The sequence below is a fragment of the Sphingopyxis sp. genome (assembly GCF_035565275.1).
In the GTDB taxonomy this organism is placed as follows: Bacteria; Pseudomonadota; Alphaproteobacteria; order Sphingomonadales; family Sphingomonadaceae; genus Sphingopyxis.
The window spans coordinates 1-23,155 of the sequence record NZ_DATMST010000182.1; the positions used below are offsets into that span (position 1 = coordinate 1).

Below are 23,155 nucleotides of genomic sequence, written 5' to 3' on the forward strand. Positions count from 1 at the left end.
GCGCGCATCGGCGGCGGCGACGGCGGCGAACGCCCCTCGTGGATGCCGACCGTCGAAACCGGCGGCCACGACGGCCTGTGGCGTCACGCGCATATCCTCGACATCGAAAGCGGCGTGCTCGCGCGCGTCGGCACCGACGGCCAGAATGTCTGGGAAGCCGACTGGTGCGGTCCCGACGCGGTCGTCGCGATCACCTCGGCCAGCCCGACCGAGGGCGGCTGGTATCAGACCGAAATCGCCATCGCCCCCGTAGCGGGCGGCGCCTTCGAACGCTTCGCCGCGCCCGAAGTCGAGATCGCGGGCGTAACGGCATCGCCCGATGGCAAGACGATCGCAGCAATCGAAGGTCGCTTTCACCGCACCGTCCAGCTCGGTTCGCTCATCCTCTACGACCGCGCGACCGGCGCGGCGCGTGAGCCCGATATCGGCGCACAGGTGTCGGCGCTCGTCTGGCGCGACGCGAACCGCCTCTTCTTCGCCGGCTTCGCCGCACCGGGATCGGTCGCGGGGACGCTCGATATCGCGAACGACACCACCACGGTCGAGTGGCGTGCATCGGGCACGGCGGGCCGCAAGGTGCCCTATGCGGTTCCCGAAGGACCGGGCGCGGTTCTCGTCCCCGGCCATGCCTTCGACCGCTATCCCTATCTCGCGCGTTCGAACGCGGCGGGCGAGCAGATGCTGCTCGACCTCACCCCGCCCAGTCTCGCGCCGGTTCAGGCGCGGATGAAACCCGCCGAAGTCGTACGCTGGCAGGGCCGCGACGGGCTCGAAATCCTCGGCTATCTCGCGATGCCGGAGGGGGTCGAACGCCCGCCGCTCGTCGCCTTCATCCACGGCGGCCCCTCGCACCTGTTTCGCGACAGCTGGAGCTTCGACAATCCGCTCGCGGCGCTGCTCGTCAGTTCGGGCTATGCGGTGCTCTTCCCCAATCCGCGCGGCAGCTCGGGGCGCGGACTCGATTTCGCTTCGCACGTGATCGGCGACATGGCGGGCGAGGATACGCACGACATATTGGCGGGGATCGACCATGTGATCGCCAACCACCCGGTTGACGGCAGCCGGCTGTTCGTCACCGGCGGCAGCTATGGCGGTTTCATGACCACCTGGCTCGTCGGCCAGACGGGGCGCTTTCAGGCGGCGTGCGCGATCGCGCCGCTGACCGACATGCGCAGCCAGTATTTCACCGCGCACCATCCCGAATTCCTGTCGCTCTATTCGGAAGGCGATCCCTATGACGTCGGCGGCACCTTCGACCAGCGAAGCCCGCTGGCGCATGCGAACAAGGTCACGACCCCGACGCTGCTGATCGCGGGCGAAATGGACAAGACCACCCCGCCCGCACAAGCCGTGCAGTTCCATCACGCGCTCGTCCTCGGCGATGTGCCGACCGAGCTGGTGCTTTATCCCGAAGAAGGCCACGCCGCGGCGCGCTACGAAGCGCAGATCGATCAGGGAACGCGCGTGCTGCGCTGGTTCGCCCGTTGGGAAGGCCGCAATGGCGGTCGCTAGTCCGCCCCCCGCCGCAGCGGGCGGCGGCGCGGCGCATCTCTATACTCCGGCGCGCCGCTGGACCTTCCTCGCGATCCTGTTTCTGGTCGGCGCGTCGAGTTCGATCGACCGCGTCGTCATTTCGGTGCTGCTCGAACCGATCAAGCACGAGTTCCAGGTTTCCGACACCCAGCTCGGCCTGCTGAGCGGCCTGTCCTTCGCGCTGCTCTATTCCGCCTTCGGTCTTCCGATCGCGCGCTTTGCCGATCGCGGGAACCGCAAGAAGCTGATCGCGGTCGCGATCTCGGTGTGGAGCCTGATGACGGTGCTGTGTGCTGCGGCGGCCAGTTTCTGGCAGCTCCTGCTCGCGCGCATCGGCGTCGGGGTCGGCGAAGCGGGCGCGACCCCGCCCGCCCAGTCGCTGATCGTCGATTATTTCCCGACCGCGCAGCGCGCCCGCGCGATCGGAATCTTCGCGACATCGGGAACCGTCGGTTATCTGATCGGCCTGTCGGCGGGATCGCAGCTCGTCGCCGCCTATGGCTGGCGCGCAACGCTCGTCGCTTTCGGCCTGCCGGGGCTGCTGATCGCCGCACTCGTCTGGTGGGTGCTCGACGAACCGCGCACGCGGGTCGATGCCGCGGTGCCGCGCGGCAGCACCGAGGATTTCAGGACATCGGTCAAGCGCCTCACCGACAAGCGGTCGTTCGTGCTGATGCTCGCGGGCTTCACCCTCTATCACTTCGCAGCCTATGGCTCGCTCGTCTTCGTGCCCTCCTATCTCGTGCGCGTGATCGAAAGCCCGATCGAGCAGGCGGGGCTCTATTATGGCGCAACGTCCGCACTCGCGGTGCTGATCGGCAGTCTCGCGGGCGGCGCGATCCAGGACGCGCTGTCGCGGCGCGACCCGCGCTGGATCGTGCGTTTTCCCGCCATCGCCTTCGGCCTCGCGGCGGTGCCCAATTGCGCGATGTTCCTGATCGACGACCTGCCGACCTTTCTGGTCGTCAGCACGATCGGCGGCATCCTGCTCTACGCCGCCCTCCCCGCCGCCTTTGCCGCGATCCACGCGGTGTGCGGCAGCGCACGCCGCGCAACGGCGATCGCGGTCGTCCTCTTCTTCGGAAACCTGCTGGGTTTCGGGCTTGGCCCGGTGATCACCGGTGCGCTCAGCGACCATTTCAGCGCGATCCACGGCCCCGAAGGGCTGCGTTATGCGCTGATCATCGTGATGGCGCTGACCGTTCCGACCGCGCTCTTCTTCTACCGCGCGAGCGGCAAGGTGGCGGACGATCTGGAGGATTGAAGCTGGCGGTCGCGGCTCAGCCGCGACCGTTCAGCGAGAAATCGGCGGTGCTCGCACCCGCGACAAAGGTCTTCATCCGCTCGCGAAACTCGTCCGAATGCTCGTAAACGAGCCGTTCGGCCTCGTTCGCATCGCCGCGGCGGATCGCATCGATCATCTGGTTATGCTGGTCGATGACGTCCGAATAGCTGAGCAGCGCGGCACCGTTCTGGCGAAAGGCCAGCAGCGACAGCCGCATCACGCCGCGCAGCATTTTCGAGCAATCGGCGGCAAGAAACCTGTTCCCGCACGCCTGGTTGATCGCGTCGTGAAAGGCCCAGTTCGCCTCGACGATCAGTCGCGGGTCGCGCGTCTCGCTCGCCGCCGCAAACTCGCGATTGCGTTGTTCGAGCAGGTCGAGGTGGTGCGGCTGCCGGCGCAGCGCCGCCCAGCGCGTCGTCGCGCGTTCGTAGAGCTCGAGCGCTTCGAGCACTTGCGGCACCTGATCGAGATCGAGCGGCGCGACGCGCGCACCGCGGTTCGGCGCGAGCACGACCAGACTGTCCGACGCCAGCCGGATCAGCGCCTCGCGGATCGGGGTGCGCGAAAAGCCCAGTTCGCGGCTGAACTGGACCTCGTCGAGTTCGGTGTTCGGCGGCAGGTCGAGGTTCAGAATCTGCTCGCGCAGCAAGGCATAGACCTTCTGCCCCGAGGACTGGCGGGCAACATCGTCGCTTATGTCGAGGACCTCCGCCGGATCGGCAGGCTTGTCGGATGTGGTTCGGGCGGCGCGCATCGCCGATCTCTACTCCGCATGGGTCATCGCAATCAACCTCGACATGAAGCGGGCGCCCGCCTCGATCTGCGCGACCTCGATATATTCGTCGGGACGGTGCGCCTGCACGATCGAGCCCGGGCCGCAGATCACCGTCGACATGCCCGCGGTCTGGAACTGCCCCGCCTCGGCGCCATAGGAGACCGCGCCCGCCGGCGCCGCGACCTCGCTCAGCATCGCGGCCAGCCGCTCGGCCGCGCCTTCCTCTTCGCGCCGAAGCGGCGGAACCTCGGCGATCACCTGCACCGCAATCCCGGTTTCCTCGCCCTCGTCCTTCAGCCGCGTTCGCGCATCCTCGACCGCCGCCCAGAAGGGCGCGAGCACCGCATCGACGTCGCGGTCGGGCACGGTGCGCAGGTCGAAAGTGAAGCGGCATTCGCGCGCGAGGATATTCGCCGCCGTGCCACCGTGGATCGTCCCCACGGTCAGCGTCGACCAGGGCGGGTCGAAGCGCGCGTCGCGGTGGTCGGCGCGCTCGCTTTCGGCGATCCGGCCGAGCACGCCCAAAATCCCGATCGCCACCATGTTCGCCGACACGCCCTCGTGCACCAGGCTCGAATGCGCCTCGCGCCCGGTGACGACCACCTCGTAAAGGTGAATGCCCTTGTGGCTGTTGATGATCGCCATTTCGGTCGGCTCGCCGACGATCGCCGCGACCGGACGATGCCCCTCGGCAACCAGCGCGTCGATCAGGTCGGGCGCGCCGAGGCAGCCGATTTCCTCGTCATAGGAGAAAGCGAGATGGACCGGGCGCGTCATCGTCCGCGGCGAGAGATAGGGCACCGCCGCGAGCGCGAGCGCGATGAAGCTTTTCATGTCGGCGGTGCCGCGCCCGTAGAGCCGCCCTTCATGCTCGGCGAGCGTGAAGGGATCGCGGCTCCACGGCTGGCCCGCAACCGGCACGACGTCGGTATGCCCCGACAACACGAGCCCGCGTGCATCGACGGGGCCGATCGTCGCAAGCAGGTTCGCCTTGCTGCCGTCGGCGTTGGCGATCCGCCGCGCCGCAACGCCATGCTCCGCCAGATACGCTTCGACATAGTCGATCAGCGCGAGGTTCGACGCGCTCGACGTGGTGTCGAACGCGATCAGGCGCGCGAGAATATCGATCGCCGACGCCGCAAGCGCGGGCGCCAGATTGTCGTCGACGCGCGGCGCAGCGGTCATCGGCTGCGCCCCTTCACGCTCGCCTGCGCCCATGGCGCAAAAGACCGTCGCGCGCACTGCATCCGCGCGCGCCGTTCAAAATCGTCTTGCATGAAAACCCCTGTTACGGATCCGCGTCAAATTCTTGTATACATCTTGTATTTTTCTCGTCGGCAGTCAATAGGAATTGCGACGAAACATGTTCGCCTTGCGCGAGGACGAAGAGGCCGCCGATGCAGCTTCGCCCCGTCTGCCCGCCGCTGACGGCCAGATGGAGGGAGGGATATCGATGACCGGAAAACTTACCTGCGCACGCACCCTGCTGGCGTTCGCCGCGACGATTATCGCGGCGCATCCGTCGCTGCTCCTCGCGAACCCGGGCGCGCCGTCGGCCACGGCGCGCGGCGAGCCCTATGTCATGCCGCGTTCGGAAGTCCGGCCCATGCGCTCCGACGCGGGGGGCGACTATCTCGTCTACATTGCCTGGCCGGAGCAGCCACCGCCACCCGCGGGATATCCGATCCTTTACCTGCTCGACGGAAGTGAAAGCTTCGCGATCGCGGCGGAATATCAAAACCGGCTGGGACGCTATGCCGGCATGACCCCGGGCATCGTGGTGGGCATCGGCTATCCCGATCGATCGCGCCGCACATTCGATTATACGCCAGCCGTGCCCGACGGCGCCGAGCCTGAACCCGGCATGGGCCCGGCCGGCGGTGCCGATCGCTTTCTCGCTTTCCTCGCCGACAAGGTCATTCCGGCGGTCGAGGCGGACCATCCTGTCAACGCCAGCCGGCGGACATTGGCGGGATACAGCCTCGGCGGCCTGTTCACCCTGCAGGCGTTGTTCAAGCGTCCCGACCTCTTCCGCACCTACGCCGCGTCCAGCCCGTCGATCTGGTACGGCGACAAACAGGTCCTGAAAATGTTGCCGGGATTTGCCGAGCGGCTGGGCAAACTCCCGCTCCGCCGCAGGCTTTTGCTCAGCGCGGGGCAATATGAACAATCGCCGGCGCCGGGGATGGAAAAGGATCCCGCCTGGCTCCGTATCGCGGAGCTCAGCCAGCGCGCCAGAATGATCGATAACGCCCGCGAACTGGCCGATAATCTCCGGTCCACACCCGTTGAGGTCGAATTTCGCGTGGCCGCGGGAGAGACGCACGCGACGGGCAACTGGCCGGCGCTTCGCGACGCGCTTCAACTGGCGTTTGGCGACAAGCCGCCAGCGCAGTCTCGCGCTGCTTCGACGGACAAGACATCCCGCGAGTGATTTCGCCGTCGGTTTTCTGACGCTTGGCGGTTTCATCGCCGGGATCATCTTCCGGGGCGGGTTCAACACCGCGGTGGAGGCGACCAACACCGAACAATTCTGCACCGGCTGTCACGAGATGAACGATAATGTGTTCGCCGAGCTCAAGACGACGATCCACTACAACAACCGCTCGGGCGTCCGCGCGGTCTGTTCAGATTGTCACGTGCCGCACGAATGGACCGACAAGATCGCGCGCAAGATGCAGGCGTCGAAAGAGGTGTGGGGCAAGGTCTTCGGCACGATCAACACGCGCGAAAATTCCTCGACAAGCGCCTTGAGCTCGCAAAGCATGAATGGGCGCGGCTGAAAGCGAATGACTCGCTCGAATGCCGGAACTGCCATCAACATGATTCGATGGACCTGACCCGGCAGGCGCCGCGCGCCGCTTGGATTCACCAGATTATCTCGGCACCGGCAAGAACACCTGTATCGATTGCCACAAGGGCATCGCGCACCACCTGCCCGACATGAAAGGCATTCCGCAAGGGTAAGGGGTGCCGATTGCCGGCACCCCCCTATCCCCTCAGCGCTCGATGACGAGGGTCACCGCGCGCCGGTTCTGGGCATAGGCTTCCTCGTTCGAACCGGTCGCCGCGGGCCGTTCCTTGCCATAGCTGATGACATTCATCCGGCCCGGATCGATCCCCAGCGAAGCGAGGTAATTCTTTGCGGCATTCGCGCGCCGTTCGCCCAGCGCGATATTATAATCGCGCGTTCCGCGTTCGTCGGCATGTCCTTCCAGCGTCACATGGACGCCGGGGTAGCGCGCCAGCCAGGCCGCCTGGCTGCGGAGCGTCACCATATCTTCGGCATCGACGTTGAACTGGTCATAGCCAAAATAGATGCGGTCCGACGTTATGTTGGTGAGAAAATCCTGCTGCGACCCCGGTACGATCCGGTCGTCGTCGACGGGTTCGCTCAGGACGGGTGGCGGCGGCAGGTCCTTCGGCGCCTTCTTCGCGCATCCACCCGCGGCAAGCAGCGCGGCCATCGCGATCATGAAACTGCTATTCCGTGTCATTCCATTCCCCTCCCGAAAAGAACCGCTTTCCCGGTTCAACCCTCCATTCGCCATCACGACCACGACCGCGCCAGCGCTTCGGCCCGCGCGTCGATCGCCGAGGGCTCGCTGTCGCCGACCAGCGCATATGACATGTCGCCCCGGCCCCAATAGGCAACCGAGTGCGACCCCTCCCGAACCGCATCGGGATCCTGGGGAGCGCCATTTCGTTCGCGCTTTGCGAAGAGCGACAGCTGGTCCCCGTCCCTCGTCTTGAGCGCCATCACCAGCGCCGGCCCGCGATCGGTCGGAAAGACCTGCACGTCCGTCACCTTCCAGTCGGCCGGGACTTTCGGCACTGCGATATTGGTCGCGAGCTGTATCTCGCGGGCATCGAACTTCGGGGCCTCGATCTGCGAATCCATGCCCGCGCGCATCCCGGCGACCATGTGTGAGGCCAGAGCGTCTTCGACATAGGCGGGCGGACCCTGGAGCATCACCAGAAGCGCGGCCGCGATCCCGCTCGCCGACAATCCGGCCGCCGGCGCCCAGCGCCGCCACCGCGGCCTTCCGGAGCTCGGGCCGGGGCCAGCCTGATCGACGAGGCGCGACGGCAGCGGATCGCGGTCCCGGGCCAGCAGTTGCAGCGCGCTCCGCCGTCCGAGATCCCCCATCACGCGCGCGGCCATATCGGGGTGCAGACGCAGATAATCCTCGACGGCAAAGCGTCCCTCGGTATCGAGCTGGCCGTCGATATAGGCGTCGATTTCCTGATCACTCGGCGTGGCCGTCATTTCGTCCTCCCACGATACGCAGTGCCCGTTCGGGTCGCTGTTCTTCCTGTTGCCGCAGGGCAGCGCGCGCCCGCGCTATCCGCGACATGATGGTTCCCGTCGGAACGCCGAGTACATCGGCACATTCCTGATAACTCAGTCCTTCGATCGCCGTCAGGTGCAGGACGGCGCGGTGATGGTCGGGCAGCGCGGCGAAGCTGCGCGCGATCTCGGCCAGCCGCGCGTGAAGTTCCTGGGGCGCTTCCGAATGGGCGACCTGCGTCTCGGCAAAGCGATCGTTGCGGCGGGCTTCGGCCGCCTCGCGGCGGGTGCCCGAAATAAAGACGTTGTGCACGATCGCGAGCAGCCAGCGCCGCCGGTCCCGGCCCTGCTGATAGGTCGCCTGACGCTCGATCGCGCGAACCAGCGCGTCCTGAACCACGTCATCGGCATCGTCGCGATCGCGCGTCAGCGACCGTGCGTAGCGGCGCATTGCGGCGACGTCGTCGGCAAAGCCGCCCGCTTCGTTCCACCGGGTCTTCATCCCGCGCATTGTCAGGCGACCTTCGCATAATGCAAGGCCGGACCGCGCCCTGCCAGCCGTTCGTAGACGTCGGCCACATCGGCGAGGATCGCGTCCCAGCGATAGCGATCGACCGCTTTCGCCGCCGATTGGCGCAGCTCGCGAAGACGCGCCGGCTGGCGGATCAGCGTCGCGGTCGCGTCGGCATAGGCGCGGGGATCCTGCGGCGGGACGAGAAGCCCCGTCCGGCCGTGGTCGATCAGCGCCGATGCGCTGTCGACATCGGCCGACACCACGGCAAGGCCCGACGCCATAGCCTCGAGATTGACGTTGCCGAACGCCTCGGTCACGCTGGGATTGAGAAGTATGTCGGCGCTCGCCACCGCTTCGCCGAGCTTGCGGCCGTCGAGAAACCCGAGGAAGGTCACATTGGGAAGGCGGCGCGCGAGCCAGTCCCGCGCCGGCCCTTCGCCGATCACGATCGGACGCACCGCATGGCCGCCATCCCGAAGCGCAGCGATCGCCTCGGCAAAGACGCCCAGCCCCTTTTCGAGGACGAGGCGGCCGAAAAAGAGCGGGACGACATCATCGGGACCATAGCCCAGATGCGCGCGAACGGCTTCGCTGCGCAGGCCCGGGCCGAACATCGTCCGGTCCACCCCGCGCGACCATATCGACAGCTTCTCCTGTCCGAACTGCGCCGCCAGTTCGTCGCGGATCGGCGGCGTGGGGGCAAGGATATGGTCGGCGTCGCCGTAAAAACGCGCAAGATAATTGTCGACGGGGCGGCGCAGGACGCCCAGCCGGTAATAGTCGAGATAGGTTTCAAACCGCGTATGCAGGCTGGCAACCACCGGGATGCCGGCCGACCGCGCATATTTCTGCGCCTGCCGGCCAAGCAGGTCAGGCGCCGAGAGGTGGACGATGTCGGGCGCGAAAGCCTCCAGATCTTCGCGTGCGGCGCGCGTAAATCCCAGCGCCACCCGATATTCCGGCCGGCCCGGAATACACACCGACCTTACCGAAAAAATCTCGCCGACCGATGCGAAAGCCTTTCGCGGCGCGGTCGGCGAATAGATGCGCACCTGCGCCCCCACCCTGTCCTGCAGATGGGCGACAAGGCGATTGAGCGCCCGGTTCGCGCCGTCGCGGACGCAATCATAATTGCCCGAAAACAGCGCCACGCGCAGCGGCCGCGACTGGTCGCCATGGTATCGGGATATGGAAGGAAATGCGGCAGGGAAAGTCTTCGTCATGCCGCGCATACGCGCGCCGCGCGGATATTATTCCCCCCAAACGAAGATCTGGTTCGAGCAGGCTTCAGCCATGGACCAGACGGCGCAGGTCCGGCCGGGGCCGCTGTGCGGCGCGTGCCGCATGGATCGTATAGCCGCAGAGCAGCCCGTAGAGCGCCAGCCCCTCCACCTGCCAGAACGGCATCGTCGCCATGTTGAGCACGAAGAAGGCGAAATGCGCGGCAAGCAGCTTGAAGCGATCGCCGCGTGCCGACACTGCCGCCACAAACATCGCCGTCCACAGCAGGATCATCGCCGTCACGCCCAGCCAGCCAAGTTCGTAGAGCGTGGCGACCAGCGTGTTGTGCGGATAGACCTTGAACAGCCCTTCCCAGCTTTCCGGCCCGAAACCGACCAGATGCTGAAGCGGCGTCCCGGCGGCCCAGGCATAGATATAGCTGCTCCAGATCAGCGGGCGGCCCGACATCACCTGCCGCTCGAGCAGATCGAAGTCGCGCGGCGGCTTGATCATTCCGGCGGGATCCGAGAGGAAGGCGGCAAGATCCGCGAACTTCTCGCTGTAGAACAGGGCCGCGACCGAAACGAGCAGCACACCGGCCACCACGGCGGTCACGGCCATCGGCGTGCGCTGGTCGCGCCGCACGCTCATCGTCATTCCGCTCAGGAAGACAGCCAGCGCCAGCGGCGCAAACGCGAGGATCGTCGTGCGATAGCCGGCGAGCAGGATCGCGCAGAAGGTCGCCGCGAGAAAAGCGACGCGCACCATGCGCGGCGCCGACCGGGCGAAGCAGCCGACCAGAAACCCCGTCATCAGCGCGACCGAGAAGGCCGCCTCGTGGTTATAGCCGCCGATCCAGACCAGCCCGTCGCCATCCTCCGACCCCTTGGGCAGGTTCAGCGCCAGCGAGAGGGCCTGAAAGACGAGCAACGGCAGGAACGAGACCATGGCCCAGCTCAGGAACCGCGCTTCGGGATCGACACGCAGCGCCTGGAACACCGCGATCATGATCACGATCATATAGGCATATTTGACCGCGGCATTGACCCCGCCCGCCGCGTCGCCGTTCAGGGCGGCGCTGAGCAGCGCCAGCACGACGAGCGCATAAACGGGCAGCAGCCAGTTGATCGCCAGATTGGCCGGCCGCACGACGAAGAGCAGCCCGAAGCCGGTGACCCCGATCGAGAGCAGCGCATTGCCCGAAAGCCCGCCCGCGAGCGACTGGAACATATAGAGATGATAGGCGCCCGCGATATAGCGCAGCCACAGCGCCACGACCACGAACGCCCCCGCGATGCTACCCGCCCGCCGCGCCGCAAGGACGAGCGAAACGAACAGCAGCGCCGACACCGGCAGCAATATGCCAAGCCCGAAGGCCGGGCCATAGGGCAACGCCTGCGCGGTCACGGCGTCGCCCGGTCAGTCTGCGTAATAGGGACGGTAGGCCTTCAGGAAGGTCCCGCCGTCCTCATAACCCGCGCGCTCCTGTTCGCGCACGTCGACCAGCGTCAGCACCGCGCCCAGCATCTCCGCATGGACGTCGTAAAGCCGCCGCAGCGCCACCGAAGCCGCCTTCGACGGGGTCTTGCGCCAGCGCACGAGGAACACCACGCCGTCCGCCATGCTGGCGATGACGCGCGCCTCGTCAACCGGCAGCACCGGCGGGGTGTCGAGGATCACCAGATCGTAACGCGCGCGCACCTGCTCGATCAGTTCGGCCAGCCGCGGGCTCTCGGTAAGCCCGATGCCCTTTGAATCGAGACGTTGCGGCAGCAGGCAGGCGTCCGACAGGCTGTCCTTGACGATCGCCTGTTCCAGCGTCGCCTGACCCGCCAGCACTTCGTCCAGCCCCAGTTCCACGCTGTCGGCGAACTGCCGGCTGGAGGCGCGCCGGCGTGCGTCGGCGTCGATCAGCAGCACCTTGCTGCCCGCCGCTGCCGCCGCCCGGGCAAGCCCCATCGCCGTGGTGGTCTTGCCTTCGCCCGGCACCGCGGAGGTAATCGCGACGACGCGGATCGGATTGGCCGCCTCGGCAAACTGGATCGACGTGCGCAGGGTGCGGAATGCTTCGGCGTAGGTCGACTGGGGCCGTTTGAGCAGCAGCTCGGCCGGTGGGGCCGGCGGACCCAGTTTGCGATAGCCGGGCAGCGTGTTCACGTCGGGGATCGAGGCGAGCGTGGGCAACGCCAGCGCATCCTCGATCGCATCGCTGGTTTCCAGCCCGCGCTCGAGCAGCTGGAGCAACACGACGAGCAACACGCCCATACCGAGCCCGCCAACGACGGCCATCGCCGCATAGAGCAGCATGTTGGGCGAGCTCGGCGCACCGGGAACGCGCGCGCGGCTGACGATATAGGCATCGCTGCGTTCCAGCCCCGATTGCGCGACCGTCTGGCGATAGCGATCGAGGAACGCCTGATAGAGCGTCCGCGCCGATTCGGCGTTGCGTTCCAGCTCGCCCAGCCGGACCGACGCCTCATTGTCGCTGGCAAGCTTGCCCTGCGTCTGCGCCACCGATCCCGCGAGCGAACCCGCGCGCTGGCTGGCGATGCTCGCCTGGATGGAGACGTTGGAAACGATGCGCTGGACCTCGGCCGCGATGCCTTCGTCGGCGGTGCGGAGCTGGCTTTGCGCGCGCACCAGATCGGGATGGCGCGGACCGTAACGTTTCTCCAGCGCCGCCACTTCGCGCGCCGCTTCTGCCCGCTGGGCCCGCAGCTGGCTCACCACCGGCGAATCGAGCGAATCGCCCAGTTCCTCGCCGCTCCGCCCGCGCCCGAGCTGGGCCCGCGCGGCCGAAAGCCGCGCCTGCGCCGCGGCATTTTCCGCCTTGGCCTGTGCAAGCTGGGTCGAAAGGCCCGACAATTCCTGCTGCGTCACCGTGCTCGCCTCGGACACGGCGAAGAGATTGTGCGCGGAACGATAGTCGGCGACCTCGCGCTCGGCACCCAGCACCTGCACGCGGAGTTCCTCCAGCCGTTCCTCGAGAAACTTGCTCGCGCGCTGCGTCGCGTCGGTCTTGGAGCCGACCTGCCCCGAAACATAATCATCGACCAGCGCATTGGCGATCTGCGCCGACTGTACCGGCGTGCTCCCCTCGAACGAGACGCTGATTGAATAGGAGAGCCCGTCGCGCTTCACCGTCAGTCCGCCGAGCAGCGCACCGATCGCGCGCTGGCGCCCGATCAGATCGGGCTTCGCCACCGGCACAGCCTGTTCGGCTGCTTCGTTGAAATTCGGGTCGCGGTCGAGCCGCAGCCGGTCGACCACCCGCCCGATCAGTTCAGGCGAGCGCAAGGCCTGCACCTCGGTATCGACCGCCGCCGAATCGGGGTCGGTGGTCGGCACGACCGAATCGACGTTGATCACCCGCTCGGCCGTGCGTTCGAGCGCGACCTGCGCGGTGGCGAGGTAGCGCGGTTCGGCGGCGATGTAGGCGGCCGCGGCGATCACGACCGCCGCGAGCATCGCCGCGCACAGCACCATCCATCGTCGGCGCAGCACTGCGCCGACGTGACGCAGGTCGATCAGCGCGCCGCGATCGACCTGAGGGTCGATATCGACGCGGCGCGGGCGCCGGGTAACCGCGTCCATGTTACGCCTTGGCCAGGAAGGCGCGCACCGCAGGCGCGGTGTCGGGCCGGGCAAGCGCAAGCGCCATCGTCGCAGTCACGAAGCCGCTCTTGTCGCCGCAATCATAGCGTTTTCCCGCAAAGGTGACGCCGTGGAACGCCTGCCGGCCAATCATCCGCGCCAGTGCATCGGTGAGCTGGATCTCGCCTCCCGCGCCTTCCTCCTGACTGCCGAGCACGTCCATCACCTCGGGCTGAAGGATGTAACGGCCGATGACCGCCAATGTGGACGGCGCGACGTCCCGAGCCGGTTTTTCGACCAATCCCTGCACTTCGGTAATTGCGCCAGCGCGCGCGCCCGGCGTGACGATACCATATTTATGCGTATCTTCGGGCGCGACTTCCTCGGTGCAGATCAGGTTGCCGCCGAGTTCGGCATAGGCATCGACCATCTGCCGGAGGCAGCCCGGCTCGCCGACCATCAGATCGTCGGGCAACAACACGGCGAAGGGTTCGTCGCCCACGATATGACGGGCACACCATACGGCATGGCCAAGCCCCAGAGGCTCCTGCTGCCGCACGATCGCGATGTCTCCCGGCGGCGGGCGCGTGCCGTCGAGCGCGGCGAGCGACTTGCCGCGCCGCGCCATCGCTTCCTCAAGCTCGAACGCATGATCGAAATGATCCTCGATCAGGCTCTTGCCGCGGCTCGTCACGAAAATGAACTGCTCGATACCCGCCGCGCGGGCCTCGTCGACTGCGTACTGGATCAGCGGTCGGTCGACCACCGGCAGCATCTCCTTCGGCATGGACTTGGTCGCCGGAAGGAACCGGGTTCCAAGGCCGCCGATGGGGAACACGGCCTTGCGTACTTTTCGCATCTTTTCACCCTTTTCTGGTCACTGGGTCCCCCCCAAAAAACCAGCATTCGGATTTGCAGACACGATCGCCACGTGCTGACGGGAGCGATCTGCGCCTTTACGCTGCATTGCAGCAAGGGCCCGGCGTCGAAGCGTGTCCAAAGTGCGCCCGGGCTATTTCAGAGCCGGGGAGGCGTTCCCGCAAAGGAGACGCCGCCCGGCACCGAGCCGCCCCCGCGCGAACGGACCAGCGGTGTACCGGGCGGCACCTGAATATCGTGCGAGCCGATGATGATCTTTGCCGGCCCGTCGTGCACATCGAATATCGGCCAGCCCCGATCGCTCTTCACCGTCAGATGCTCGATATGGATGACCAGCGGTTCGCTTGCGCCTTTCGGCGCCATGATCGAGAAATGATTGGTGTCGCCGATCCCGCCGATCTTGATGGGGTCGAGGCTGATAAGCCGGGTCGCACGGATGCTCGACCAGAGCCGGAAATTGCGGGCGTTGCGTCCGCTGACGCAGTCGTCGAGCACGGTCTCGGTCGATTTCAGATCGAACCCGCCGTCGCTGTTGTCCCACGCGGCGCATTGGCGGAACAGGAAGCGCGCATTGCCGCGCTCGGTCGAGAAACCGTCGCCGTTCCAATATTGCTTGTCACCGCGCTTCCATTGAAAGCCGCGCATGAAGCAGCGCTCGACCCGAAAATCATGCGCCGTGTCGGCGAAGGCGATACCCACCGGCAAGTCGGTCGAGCCGGTAGTGAGCATGCCGCTCGCACTGATATCCTCGAATACTCCGTCGTGGCTGTCGTAACGAATGCGCGCGAAGCTGCGTTCGAGATCGCTCGCGCGCGCGCCGCGTACGCGGAGTCCGGCGCAGCCGGCCGCCACCAGTTCAGGGGCCGCGGTATTTTCGATTACCCGGTAGCCGCCCTCGACCCGGATGCCGGCGATACGGACATTGTGGACCGGCTCGCGAATCACGAACAGACCGTTACCGACGTCGCGCGCGCGCACGCCGCGATAGAAGGCGCCAGATCGCACGACATACACCGGCTCGCCGTTCGCGACGATCGGAACCGCGCTGACGGCGAAGAGCGGGGACATGTCGGCCATGCTGCGGCGTTAACCGGGCGCCGCAGGACAAGGCCAGAACGATGCGGTGCGGCGTGGCGCGTCCGGGGTCAGCGCAGCGCGGGTGCCGCTCCGCCCAGATCGTCGCCGCCTTCACGCGCCCGCGCGAAACCGGGAAAGGGCTGGCGACAGACCTGCCGCGCCCGGCTGAACCGGCGGAAGCCGGCCTCGCCGTCACCGATATGGAGCGTCATGCCGGTGCCCGCCTTTGCCGCGGACAGCGCCCGTCCGTCGATCGCGATCGCCGAAGACAGCGTGCGTTCGAGCACGTGCCGGCGCTCGACGGCGTCGCGGCCGAAATAATAGATGGCGAGCGGCGGCGGGCGCCGGTGGATCGCGGCGATCGCATCCTCGATCCGCGCATAGTTGCGCAGCGGCAGGATCGGCCCCTGAATATCCTCGCGCATCACCAGCATATCCTCGCTGGCGTGACGGATGATGTGGAGCGGCGCGCCCGCGCCGCGTGGTTCCGCGGTCATCACTTCGCCCCCGCGCGCGCGCGCGTCATCAAGCAGCCGTGCCAGCCGTTCCTGTTCCGTATCCATCGGTGCCGGAGACGCCGCCGCTCCCGGCCGCATCGCCGCGCGCCACAGCCATGCGCCAATCGCCTCCTCCTGCTCCTCGGGCACGAACAGATAGTCGGGTGCGAGCGGCGCACGCCCGTTCTTGACATGTTTGGCCGCGATTACCTTGTCGGCGGCCTTCGCAAAATCGGCCGACCGCCCGATGATCACCGGCGACTTGCCCGATCGCGTCATCATTATCGCATCGCCTTCCTGCGGCTCGCTCGTCACCAGCAGGTCGAAAGCGTGTTCCGCGAAGGCGTCGCCGGACGCCACCCTCAGTTCGAGCGGATCGAAATAACGCGGCGCCAGCTCGCCGATCAACCGGCCAAGCTCCGGCGATGCGTCGTCGAATTTCAGCGTCACCCGATTGCCCGCCGCAAGCACGCTTGCAAGGATGCTCGCTGTCTGGAGCAGCGGCAAAGACGCCGGCGCCGCAATACCGATCACCCCGACGGGCTGATATTCGACATAGTCGCCGCCGCCGAGCCGGGCGAACAGCCCGCGTCCGCCTTCGGGTCGTATCCAGCGGCCGACACTATCGACCGAGGCCCGCAGCGTCGCCAGCGCCGGCACGACTTCGGTGAGCATGGCCGACTCGATGTCCTGATTCGCCTGATCGGCCGCGAGCGCAGCGCACAGCGTGTCGGCACTCTCCCCTATCATCAGTGCAGCCCGCCGCAGCCGGTCGCGGCGAATGGCCAGCGGCACCGGCAAGTCGGCGAAAAAGGCCGCGCGTTGCGCTTCCAGCATCCTTGCCCTCTCCACAGCTTATCGTATCCAGCTTCTAATCCACCGCTGACCCGTGGCAAGTTCAAGTCGAATCGTTTCGTCGCATGGGAGCCAAATGCCCCGGGCGTCGTTTAGGCAACGGCCAAGGCTTCCATCTGAAAAATCCACGTTATTTCCGTGGCTTGATTGCCATCAAGCCACGATGGCGGCTTGGATCGCTTCGCCTTCGAATTGGCTCTGTTCAAAGCGGGCAAGTTGACGCCCCCCACCCTGCAAGGCGATTGTTCGCAGGCGCAGCAAAAAGCGCCTTCATAAAAAGGGAGCAACGCGTAATGCGTATCGTAATGATCGGGTCCGGCTATGTCGGGCTGGTTTCGGGCGCGTGTTTTGCCGATTTCGGCCATCACGTGACCTGCGTCGACAAGGACGCGAACAAGATCGCCAGCCTCCGCGCCGGCGGCATTCCCATCTATGAGCCCGGCCTCGAGGATCTGGTCGCGCGAAATGTCGCGGCTGGTCATCTGGCCTTCACCACCGAACTGTCCGAAGCCGTGGGCGCCGCGGACGTTGTATTCATCGCGGTTGGCACCCCCAGCCGCCGCGGCGACGGTCATGCCGATCTGTCCTACGTCCACGGCGCGGCGCGCGAGATTGCGGGGGCACTCAGTGGCTTCACCGTGATCGTCACCAAATCGACCGTTCCCGTCGGCACCGGCGACGAGGTCGAGCGAATCATTCGCGAGTGCAATCCCGCCGCCGAATTCGCGGTCGCCTCCAACCCCGAATTCCTGCGCGAGGGCGCCGCGATCGAGGATTTCAAACGCCCCGACCGCGTCGTGATCGGCATCGAGGACGAGCGTGCCCGTGCGCCGCTGGAAAAGGTCTATCGCCCGCTGTCGCTGGGCAAGGCGCCGGTCGTCTTCACCCGCCGTCGCACCAGCGAGCTGATCAAATATGCCGCCAACGCCTTTCTCGCGATGAAGATCACCTACATCAACGAGATCGCGGACCTGTGCGAACAGGTCGGTGCCGACGTCCGGGACGTCGCGCACGGCATCGGGCTCGACAACCGGATCGGCGCCAAATTCCTTCACGCGGGCCCCGGCTATGGCGGTTCGTGCTTTCCAAAGGACACGCTGGCACTGATGAAGACCGCGCAGGATCATGACGCGCCGCTGCGCCTGATCGAGGCGACGGTCGCGGTGAACGAACAGCGCAAGCGCGCAATGGGCCGCAAGATCCTCGCCGCGATCGACGGGAGCGTGCGCGGGCGCACCGTCGCGGTGCTCGGCCTCACCTTCAAGCCCAATACCGACGACATGCGCGACGCGCCTTCGATCGCGATCATCCAGGCGCTGCAGGATGCCGGTGCGCGGGTGCGCGCCTATGACCCCGAGGGCATGGCGGCGGCCGGGGCCGTGCTGCACGATGTCGAATATGCGACCTCCGCCTATTCCGCAGCCGAAGGCGCGGCGGCCACGGTGATCGTCACCGAATGGGACGCGTTCCGCGCGCTCGACCTTGTGCGCCTCAAGGCGGTGATGGCCGATCCGGTGCTTGTCGATCTGCGCAACATCTATCCGCCCGCTCAGGTCGAAGAAGCGGGGCTGCGCTACGTCAGCGTCGGCCGCCCCGGCAAGGCGGACGACAATGTCGAGGCCGCAAGCGAGAGGCAGGCCGCGTGACCGACGACAGCCCCATCCTGGTGACCGGTGCCGCCGGCTTTATCGGCCATGCGGTATCCGAACGGCTCCTCGCGCGCGGCGAGCGCGTGCTCGGGCTCGACAATTTCACCGACTATTACGATGTCGCGCTGAAAAAGGCGCGCACCGCGCGGCTTACGGGCAATTTGGGCTTCCGGCTGATCGACGGCGACATCGCCAGCCCCGGACTCGTCAGCGAGCTGGTCGAAGCGAACGGCGTCCGCCGGATCGTCCATCTCGCCGCGCAGGCGGGCGTGCGCTACAGCCTCGAAAACCCGTTCGCCTATGAGCACAGCAACCTCAAAGGACATCTGGCGGTGCTCGAGGCGGCGCGTCACGCGGGCCATATCGAACATCTCGTCTATGCCTCGTCGAGTTCGGTCTACGGCGACCGCCCGCTCGGCGGCACCGGCTTTCGCGAGGACGAGCCCTGCACCGCGCCGGTCTCGCTCTACGCGGCGACGAAGCGCAGCTGCGAGCTGATGAGCGAAAGCTATGCCAACCTCTATCGCCTGCCGCTCAGCGGGCTGCGCTTCTTCACCGTCTATGGCCCGTGGGGCCGGCCCGACATGGCCTATTATGGTTTCGCGCAGAAAATCCTGCTCGGCCAGCCGATCGAGGTGTTCGGCGAAGGCCGGATGGCGCGCGATTTCACCTATATCGACGATATCGTCGATGGTGTGGTCGGCGTGCTCGACCGCCCCCCCGCGGGCGGCGAAAACCGCCTGCTCAACATCGGCGACTGCAATCCCGTCGGCCTGATGGACATGATCGGCGTGCTCGAACGCGCGCTCGGCCGGCCGGCGATCAAGCTGATGCGGCCGATGCAGCCTGGCGACGTGACCGCGACCTATGCCGACATCTCGGCGATCAACGCGCTCACCGGTTACAGTCCCAAGGTTCCGCTGGCGCGGGGCATCGAGCGGTTCGTCGACTGGTATCTCGGCGAAATCGAAAGTGGCGGAAGAGGACCGATGGCAGCGGTGGCCTGAGCCGGAAATCCGGCCGGGCGCTAGTGGAGTTTGACAATGCTGCAACGGACAAGTGCGTCTTCCGGCGACCCCGCGGGGCCGCCCGTCATCTGCGTGACCGGCCTGCGCGGCTTTCCGCACGTGATGGGCGGGATCGAAAGCCATTGCGAGGAGCTGCTTCCGCGGATCAAGGCGCTGTGGCCCGCTCACCGGTCGGTCGTGCTCGGCCGCGCGCCCTATCTGCCCGAACCGACGGGCGAGCATCGCGGGGTCGAGATCGTCGGCATCCCCTGCCCGCGCTCGCAACATCTTGAAGCCGTGGTATCGACGCTGCTTGCGGTTTTTTCCGCGCGCCGGCGCGGCGCCGGTCTGATCCATATCCATGCGATCGGTCCCGGATTGCTGGCGCCGCTCGCCCGGCTGCTCGGCCTGAAGGTGGTCGTGACGCATCACGGCACCGACTATCACCGCGCCAAATGGGGCCTTGTCGCGCGCACCGCCTTGCGCACCGGCGAGTGGCTGGCGCTCACCTTCGCCAATCGGGTCATCGCCGTTTCTCCTTCACTCGCCGCGCAATTGCAGCGCAGCTTCCCGAAACGCGCGGAGGCGATCGCCTATATTCCCAACGGCACCTCCGACCTGCCCGGCGATGCCGACCCCGCACTGGTGCTCGAACGGCTCGGGCTCGAGGACGGCAATTTCCTCCTCGCCGTCGCACGGCTCGTTCCCGAGAAGGGCCTGCACGATCTGATCGACGCCTATGAGCGGTCGGACTGCACCGCCAGGCTCGTGATCGCGGGCTCGGCGGATCACGAAAGCGAGTACGCCCGCGACCTGCTCGCGCGCGCCAGCGACCGCGTGATCTTCGCCGGCGTCCAGTCGCGCGCGACGCTCAAATGCCTCTACGACCATTGCGCGCTGTTCGTCATGCCATCCTATCACGAAGGCCTGCCGATCGCGGCGCTGGAAGCGGCGAGCTGCGGCGCGCGGATGCTGCTGAGCGACATCCCCGCCAATCTCGATATCGGGCTCGAGCCGCAAAATTATTTCCCGGTCGGCGATGTCACGGTGCTGACCGAACGGCTGAATGCCGATTGCGCGGAGTTTCAGGTCGATCGCGACGCGGTTCGCGCGCGCTTCAGTTGGGACAAGGCGGCAGAAGATACGCTCGACGTGTATCGTGCGACGCTCGCACCGGGTCGACCGGTCCCGCGCACCTCGACCTATTCCGACGTGGCGGAAGCCTAGGCGCCGAGCCGGGCAACGACCGTCGCCCGATCCGCCGCATCGATCGGCCCGCTGATTTCGATACCCGCACCGGTCCGCGTCGCGTGGGCGATCCGCGGGTGCCACGCATTCTCCCGCCACACCCAGCTGCGAATTCGCCAGCGTCCCGGCCCGTCAGCCTCTATCGCCAGTGTCGGTCGCCCCGTCTTTTCGGACCCCGACCCGGCGTCTTTTGCGGTGCATGCGCTGCCGGCGGCTGCGGCGGCGATCGAAGTCAGAAGCGTTCGTCGGTCCATTTCCATATCCTCTCGCTAGGGCGCGGCAATCTTCTCGGGCGCGGTCTGATATGCGCGCGTTGCATTGCGTCCGGCCGCGCGCTTGATCACCGCCTTGCCCAGCCGCTGGCCGGGTATTTCGACCAGCCTGTAGGTCACGAATGCCATGGCGTAGGTCGCGGGCACCACGATCGCACCCGTCAGGGCGAAGCGTCCGATCGCGCCGAGCCCGGTACCGAACTGGCCGATCACGACGGCTGCGACGGGCTGCATGATCAGCAGATGGATCAGATAGGTGCCATAGGAAAGCTCACCGAGCCAATAGAAGGGCCGGCTGCCGAACAGCCGCGAAATCCAGCCGATCACCCCGAGCGAGCGCCAATGAACCAGCGCGAAAAAGCCGAAAACGAGCAGCTCGCGCACCGCGAAATGGAGCAGATCCTGCTCGCCCCCGACCGGAATCGCGGCGAGCAGAAGCGCCGCGGCAAGCCGGCCCCATAGCCGCGCACTTCGCTCCCCCGGATCGGCGGCGATCAGCATGCCGGCGAGAAAGAGCTGGAGTTTCAGGGGCAGGAAGGACGGCATCGGATAGTCAAGCCCGGCCGCCCCCGCGAGCAGGGCGATGACGACGCCGCCGCCCGCCGCGACCAGCGCCGCGGGAATCCAGCCGATCCGCCGCCCGAGCAGGACAAGGAAGGGAAAGAGCAGATAGAATTGCATCTCGAGCCCGAGGCTCCAGTCGGGCAGCGGCGTGCGGAACGCATAATCGGGAAGCAATCCGAACAGGAAGCTCAGATGCAGGGCGATGTTGGTCAGGCTCGCATCGATATAACGCTCGGGCGGCTGGAGCGACTGGCCAAGGAAGCTGTCGATCGCAACCCTGTCGGCGTAGATCATCGGCCCCGCGATCAGCGCCGCCGCCAGCGTTACATAGAAGAGCGGCGCGAGCCGGAAGAAACGGCGCGTCCAGAAGGACATCCAGGTGCCGGGCGCGGTCCAGTCCTCGCTTCCGGCGCGGAGCCGGTACTGGAACATCATCAGAAAGCCCGAAAGCAGGATGAACAGATCGACGCCGAGGTCGGGCTTGCTCACCAGCGGCAAGCGGAAACCGGTGAGGATCATCATGTGACCGATGAGCACCCAGAGCGCCGCGACGCCGCGCAGGCCGTCCAGACACTCGACTCGCCGAATGTCCATTTCACACCTCCGCAATCGTTCGTCGATGCTCGCCCTGATAGACGCATCACCGGCCGAAACCCTGCCTAATCGGCCAGCCGCCCCCCGAAGGCGACGAAGCGGGCGTACCTGTGTGCACTGCAACAAATGCCCGTGGTAGGAGTTCTCTCGACGCGAATTCCGCCCGAAACTCCAGCGAGGAAACATGCTCCACCGAAAGCGGATATTATTCGCGATCAACTCGCTCGCCGGGGGCGGCGCCGAGCGCGTGCTCGTCACCCTGCTCGGCGGATCGGAGGCTTGGAGGGCACGCTACGAGATCCATCTGGCGCTGCTCGACGACGAGCCGCGCGTCTATGACGTCCCCGAATGGGTCGAGGTTCATCAGCTCGACGCATGGCACAAATTGCTGCCGAGCCTGACCGGGCTGCGTGCGCTCGTCCATCGCCTTTCTCCCGACGCGACGCTCAGCTTCCTCACCCGCGCCAATATCGCCAACGCCTGGGCGATGGCGGGTCGCCGTCGTCCCTGGCTGATCAGCGAACGGGTCAATACGAGCGCGCATCTGGGCGACGCGTTCGCGGCCAAGGCGATGGTTCGCATGGTCTATCCGCGCGCCGCGCACATCATCGCGGTGTCCGAAGGCGTGGTCGACGATCTCGCTGTCAATTTCGGAGTGGCGCGCGCGCGCATGTCGGCGATTGCCAATCCCGTCGATCACCGGCGCATCGCCGAATTGGCTGCAGAGCCGCCCGCCTTCACGCCCGCCGGTCCCTATATCGTTGCAGCCGGACGGCTGATGCCCAACAAGAATTTTCCCCTCTTGCTGCGCGCTTATGCGCAGGCCGCCCCGCAGGAACGCCTCGTTATCCTCGGCGAAGGGCCCGAGCGCGGCGCGCTCGAGACGCTCGCCGCTTCGCTCGGCATCGCCGACCGGGTCGACATGCCCGGCTTCGTCGCCAACCCTTTCGCGGTGGTCGCGCGCGCGCGGGCCTATGCCATGCCCTCGAATGCCGAGGGTTTTCCCAATGGTCTGGTCGAAGCGATGGCCTGCGGCGTGCCTGTCGTCGCGACGAATTGCGCCTCGGGTCCGTCGGAGATTCTGGCCGGCCGGTCGCGCGATGCCATCGTCGGCGGGATCGATGTCGATGCCGGCGCGTTGGTCCCCACCGATGACGTCCCGGCCTTAGCCGCGGCGCTCGGTCGGGTGCTCGCCGAACCGCACCGCAGCCTTTGCGCAGCGCGGGCGCGCGAACGCTCGCGCGCCTATGGCGTCGAGCAGGCGGCGACACATTATTGGGCCCGGATCGAGGCAGCGCTC

Annotated in this window: 21 protein-coding genes and 1 pseudogene; 9 read left to right on the forward strand and 13 right to left on the reverse strand. The window is 66.6% G+C overall.

Annotation, left to right across the window (positions count from 1 at the left end; translation table 11 throughout):
- Together VN047_RS12785 and VN047_RS12790 are read left to right on the forward strand one after the other, a co-directional pair.
- Positions 1 to 1,512, forward strand: a 1,512-nt coding sequence (locus VN047_RS12785; RefSeq protein ID WP_325543242.1) for a S9 family peptidase, incomplete at its 5' end; no start/stop codon positions are given.
- Positions 1,499 to 2,797: an MFS transporter gene (locus VN047_RS12790; RefSeq protein ID WP_325543244.1), complete on the forward strand. Its 1,299-nt coding sequence runs from the start codon at positions 1,499 to 1,501 to the stop codon at positions 2,795 to 2,797. The genes VN047_RS12785 and VN047_RS12790, both read left to right, overlap by 14 nt.
- Positions 2,798 to 2,813: 16 nt before the next feature.
- Here VN047_RS12790 and VN047_RS12795 read toward each other — a convergent pair whose 3' ends face one another.
- Together VN047_RS12795 and argE are read right to left on the reverse strand one after the other, a co-directional pair.
- Complete coding sequence (locus VN047_RS12795; RefSeq protein WP_325543246.1) at positions 2,814 to 3,572, reverse strand: GntR family transcriptional regulator; 759 nt, start codon at positions 3,570 to 3,572, stop codon at positions 2,814 to 2,816.
- 9 nt (positions 3,573 to 3,581) lie between these two features.
- Positions 3,582 to 4,778 (reverse strand): acetylornithine deacetylase, encoded by a 1,197-nt coding sequence (argE, locus tag VN047_RS12800; protein ID WP_325543248.1) that lies wholly within the window; start codon positions 4,776 to 4,778, stop codon positions 3,582 to 3,584.
- Between the two features lie 268 nt (positions 4,779 to 5,046).
- On the opposite strand from argE, the gene VN047_RS12805 reads away from it, so the two are divergent.
- The 3 genes and pseudogenes from VN047_RS12805 (at position 5,047) to VN047_RS12815 (ending at position 6,560) form a co-directional block, all read left to right on the forward strand.
- Positions 5,047 to 6,027, forward strand: coding sequence for an alpha/beta hydrolase (locus tag VN047_RS12805; protein ID WP_325543250.1), 981 nt, complete (start codon positions 5,047 to 5,049; stop codon positions 6,025 to 6,027).
- A pseudogene (locus VN047_RS12810) lies at positions 5,966 to 6,417 on the forward strand (NapC/NirT family cytochrome c); the annotation flags it as partial. The gene VN047_RS12805 and the pseudogene VN047_RS12810, both read left to right, overlap by 62 nt.
- Before the next feature lie 38 nt (positions 6,418 to 6,455).
- Complete coding sequence (locus tag VN047_RS12815; RefSeq protein WP_325543254.1) at positions 6,456 to 6,560, forward strand: NapC/NirT family cytochrome c; 105 nt, start codon at positions 6,456 to 6,458, stop codon at positions 6,558 to 6,560.
- Positions 6,561 to 6,592: 32 nt separating this feature from the next.
- Here the strand turns inward: VN047_RS12815 and pal are convergent, their stop codons facing one another.
- The 9 genes from pal to VN047_RS12860 all read right to left on the reverse strand — a co-directional run bounded on the left by pal (position 6,593) and on the right by VN047_RS12860 (position 16,503).
- Positions 6,593 to 7,090, reverse strand: coding sequence for a peptidoglycan-associated lipoprotein Pal (gene pal, locus VN047_RS12820; RefSeq protein WP_325543256.1), 498 nt, complete (start codon positions 7,088 to 7,090; stop codon positions 6,593 to 6,595).
- 53 nt (positions 7,091 to 7,143) lie between these two features.
- Complete coding sequence (locus VN047_RS12825; RefSeq protein WP_325543258.1) at positions 7,144 to 7,863, reverse strand: anti-sigma factor; 720 nt, start codon at positions 7,861 to 7,863, stop codon at positions 7,144 to 7,146.
- Entirely contained in the window at positions 7,844 to 8,386 is a 543-nt protein-coding gene (locus VN047_RS12830; RefSeq protein WP_325543259.1) for a sigma-70 family RNA polymerase sigma factor, read from the reverse strand. The genes VN047_RS12825 and VN047_RS12830 overlap by 20 nt, the downstream gene beginning before the upstream one ends.
- 11 nt (positions 8,387 to 8,397) lie before the next feature.
- Positions 8,398 to 9,621, reverse strand: coding sequence for a glycosyltransferase family 1 protein (locus tag VN047_RS12835; RefSeq protein ID WP_325543261.1), 1,224 nt, complete (start codon positions 9,619 to 9,621; stop codon positions 8,398 to 8,400).
- Between the two features lie 64 nt (positions 9,622 to 9,685).
- On the reverse strand, positions 9,686 to 11,026 hold the full coding sequence (locus VN047_RS12840) for a hypothetical protein (protein ID WP_325543263.1): 1,341 nt from the start codon (positions 11,024 to 11,026) through the stop codon (positions 9,686 to 9,688).
- A gap of 12 nt (positions 11,027 to 11,038) precedes the next feature.
- Positions 11,039 to 13,213, reverse strand: a complete 2,175-nt coding sequence (locus VN047_RS12845; RefSeq protein ID WP_325543265.1) for a GumC family protein — start codon at positions 13,211 to 13,213, stop codon at positions 11,039 to 11,041.
- A 1-nt stretch (position 13,214) separates the two neighbouring features.
- The gene (locus tag VN047_RS12850) at positions 13,215 to 14,072 is read right to left on the reverse strand and encodes a UTP--glucose-1-phosphate uridylyltransferase (protein ID WP_325543267.1); all 858 of its coding nucleotides are present in this window, start codon (positions 14,070 to 14,072) and stop codon (positions 13,215 to 13,217) included.
- A gap of 158 nt (positions 14,073 to 14,230) precedes the next feature.
- Positions 14,231 to 15,169, reverse strand: coding sequence for a hypothetical protein (locus VN047_RS12855; RefSeq protein ID WP_325543269.1), 939 nt, complete (start codon positions 15,167 to 15,169; stop codon positions 14,231 to 14,233).
- A 68-nt stretch (positions 15,170 to 15,237) separates the two neighbouring features.
- Positions 15,238 to 16,503 (reverse strand): aldehyde dehydrogenase family protein, encoded by a 1,266-nt coding sequence (locus tag VN047_RS12860; RefSeq protein WP_325543271.1) that lies wholly within the window; start codon positions 16,501 to 16,503, stop codon positions 15,238 to 15,240.
- Between the two features lie 311 nt (positions 16,504 to 16,814).
- Here VN047_RS12860 and VN047_RS12865 point away from each other — a divergent pair, with 311 nt between their 5' ends.
- The 3 genes from VN047_RS12865 to VN047_RS12875 are packed head-to-tail and all read left to right on the forward strand — an operon-like array spanning position 16,815 to position 20,404.
- Positions 16,815 to 18,167: a UDP-glucose/GDP-mannose dehydrogenase family protein gene (locus tag VN047_RS12865; RefSeq protein WP_325543273.1), complete on the forward strand. Its 1,353-nt coding sequence runs from the start codon at positions 16,815 to 16,817 to the stop codon at positions 18,165 to 18,167.
- Entirely contained in the window at positions 18,164 to 19,177 is a 1,014-nt protein-coding gene (locus VN047_RS12870; RefSeq protein WP_325543275.1) for an NAD-dependent epimerase/dehydratase family protein, read from the forward strand. Before VN047_RS12865 ends, VN047_RS12870 begins: the two co-directional genes overlap by 4 nt.
- A gap of 36 nt (positions 19,178 to 19,213) precedes the next feature.
- A complete protein-coding gene (locus tag VN047_RS12875; protein WP_325543276.1) occupies positions 19,214 to 20,404 on the forward strand; it encodes a glycosyltransferase family 4 protein in 1,191 nt (396 codons plus the stop codon).
- On the opposite strand, the gene VN047_RS12880 is transcribed toward VN047_RS12875, so the two are convergent.
- Together VN047_RS12880 and VN047_RS12885 are read right to left on the reverse strand one after the other, a co-directional pair.
- On the reverse strand, positions 20,401 to 20,679 hold the full coding sequence (locus VN047_RS12880; RefSeq protein ID WP_325543277.1) for a hypothetical protein: 279 nt from the start codon (positions 20,677 to 20,679) through the stop codon (positions 20,401 to 20,403). The two genes, VN047_RS12875 and VN047_RS12880, sit on opposite strands and share 4 nt — an antisense overlap.
- A 15-nt stretch (positions 20,680 to 20,694) precedes the next feature.
- The gene (locus VN047_RS12885) at positions 20,695 to 21,855 is read right to left on the reverse strand and encodes an acyltransferase (protein WP_325543279.1); all 1,161 of its coding nucleotides are present in this window, start codon (positions 21,853 to 21,855) and stop codon (positions 20,695 to 20,697) included.
- Between the two features lie 184 nt (positions 21,856 to 22,039).
- Here VN047_RS12885 and VN047_RS12890 point away from each other — a divergent pair.
- The coding region (locus VN047_RS12890; RefSeq protein ID WP_325543281.1) for a glycosyltransferase at positions 22,040 to 23,155 on the forward strand (1,116 nt) is incomplete at its 3' end.

Coding starts and splice junctions, on each gene's coding strand:
- VN047_RS12805 (WP_325543250.1), top strand. CDS start 5,047: ATGACCGGAAAACTTACCTGCGCACGCACCCTGCTGGCGTTCGCCGCG.
- VN047_RS12860 (WP_325543271.1), bottom strand. CDS start 16,503: ATGCTGGAAGCGCAACGCGCGGCCTTTTTCGCCGACTTGCCGGTGCCG.
- pal (WP_325543256.1), bottom strand. CDS start 7,090: ATGACACGGAATAGCAGTTTCATGATCGCGATGGCCGCGCTGCTTGCC.
- VN047_RS12865 (WP_325543273.1), top strand. CDS start 16,815: ATGCGTATCGTAATGATCGGGTCCGGCTATGTCGGGCTGGTTTCGGGC.
- VN047_RS12830 (WP_325543259.1), bottom strand. CDS start 8,386: ATGAAGACCCGGTGGAACGAAGCGGGCGGCTTTGCCGACGACGTCGCC.
- VN047_RS12795 (WP_325543246.1), bottom strand. CDS start 3,572: ATGCGCGCCGCCCGAACCACATCCGACAAGCCTGCCGATCCGGCGGAG.
- VN047_RS12825 (WP_325543258.1), bottom strand. CDS start 7,863: ATGACGGCCACGCCGAGTGATCAGGAAATCGACGCCTATATCGACGGC.
- VN047_RS12875 (WP_325543276.1), top strand. CDS start 19,214: ATGCTGCAACGGACAAGTGCGTCTTCCGGCGACCCCGCGGGGCCGCCC.
- VN047_RS12885 (WP_325543279.1), bottom strand. CDS start 21,855: ATGGACATTCGGCGAGTCGAGTGTCTGGACGGCCTGCGCGGCGTCGCG.
- VN047_RS12835 (WP_325543261.1), bottom strand. CDS start 9,621: ATGACGAAGACTTTCCCTGCCGCATTTCCTTCCATATCCCGATACCAT.
- VN047_RS12790 (WP_325543244.1), top strand. CDS start 1,499: ATGGCGGTCGCTAGTCCGCCCCCCGCCGCAGCGGGCGGCGGCGCGGCG.
- argE (WP_325543248.1), bottom strand. CDS start 4,778: ATGACCGCTGCGCCGCGCGTCGACGACAATCTGGCGCCCGCGCTTGCG.
- VN047_RS12845 (WP_325543265.1), bottom strand. CDS start 13,213: ATGGACGCGGTTACCCGGCGCCCGCGCCGCGTCGATATCGACCCTCAG.
- VN047_RS12855 (WP_325543269.1), bottom strand. CDS start 15,169: ATGGCCGACATGTCCCCGCTCTTCGCCGTCAGCGCGGTTCCGATCGTC.
- VN047_RS12880 (WP_325543277.1), bottom strand. CDS start 20,679: ATGGACCGACGAACGCTTCTGACTTCGATCGCCGCCGCAGCCGCCGGC.
- VN047_RS12850 (WP_325543267.1), bottom strand. CDS start 14,072: ATGCGAAAAGTACGCAAGGCCGTGTTCCCCATCGGCGGCCTTGGAACC.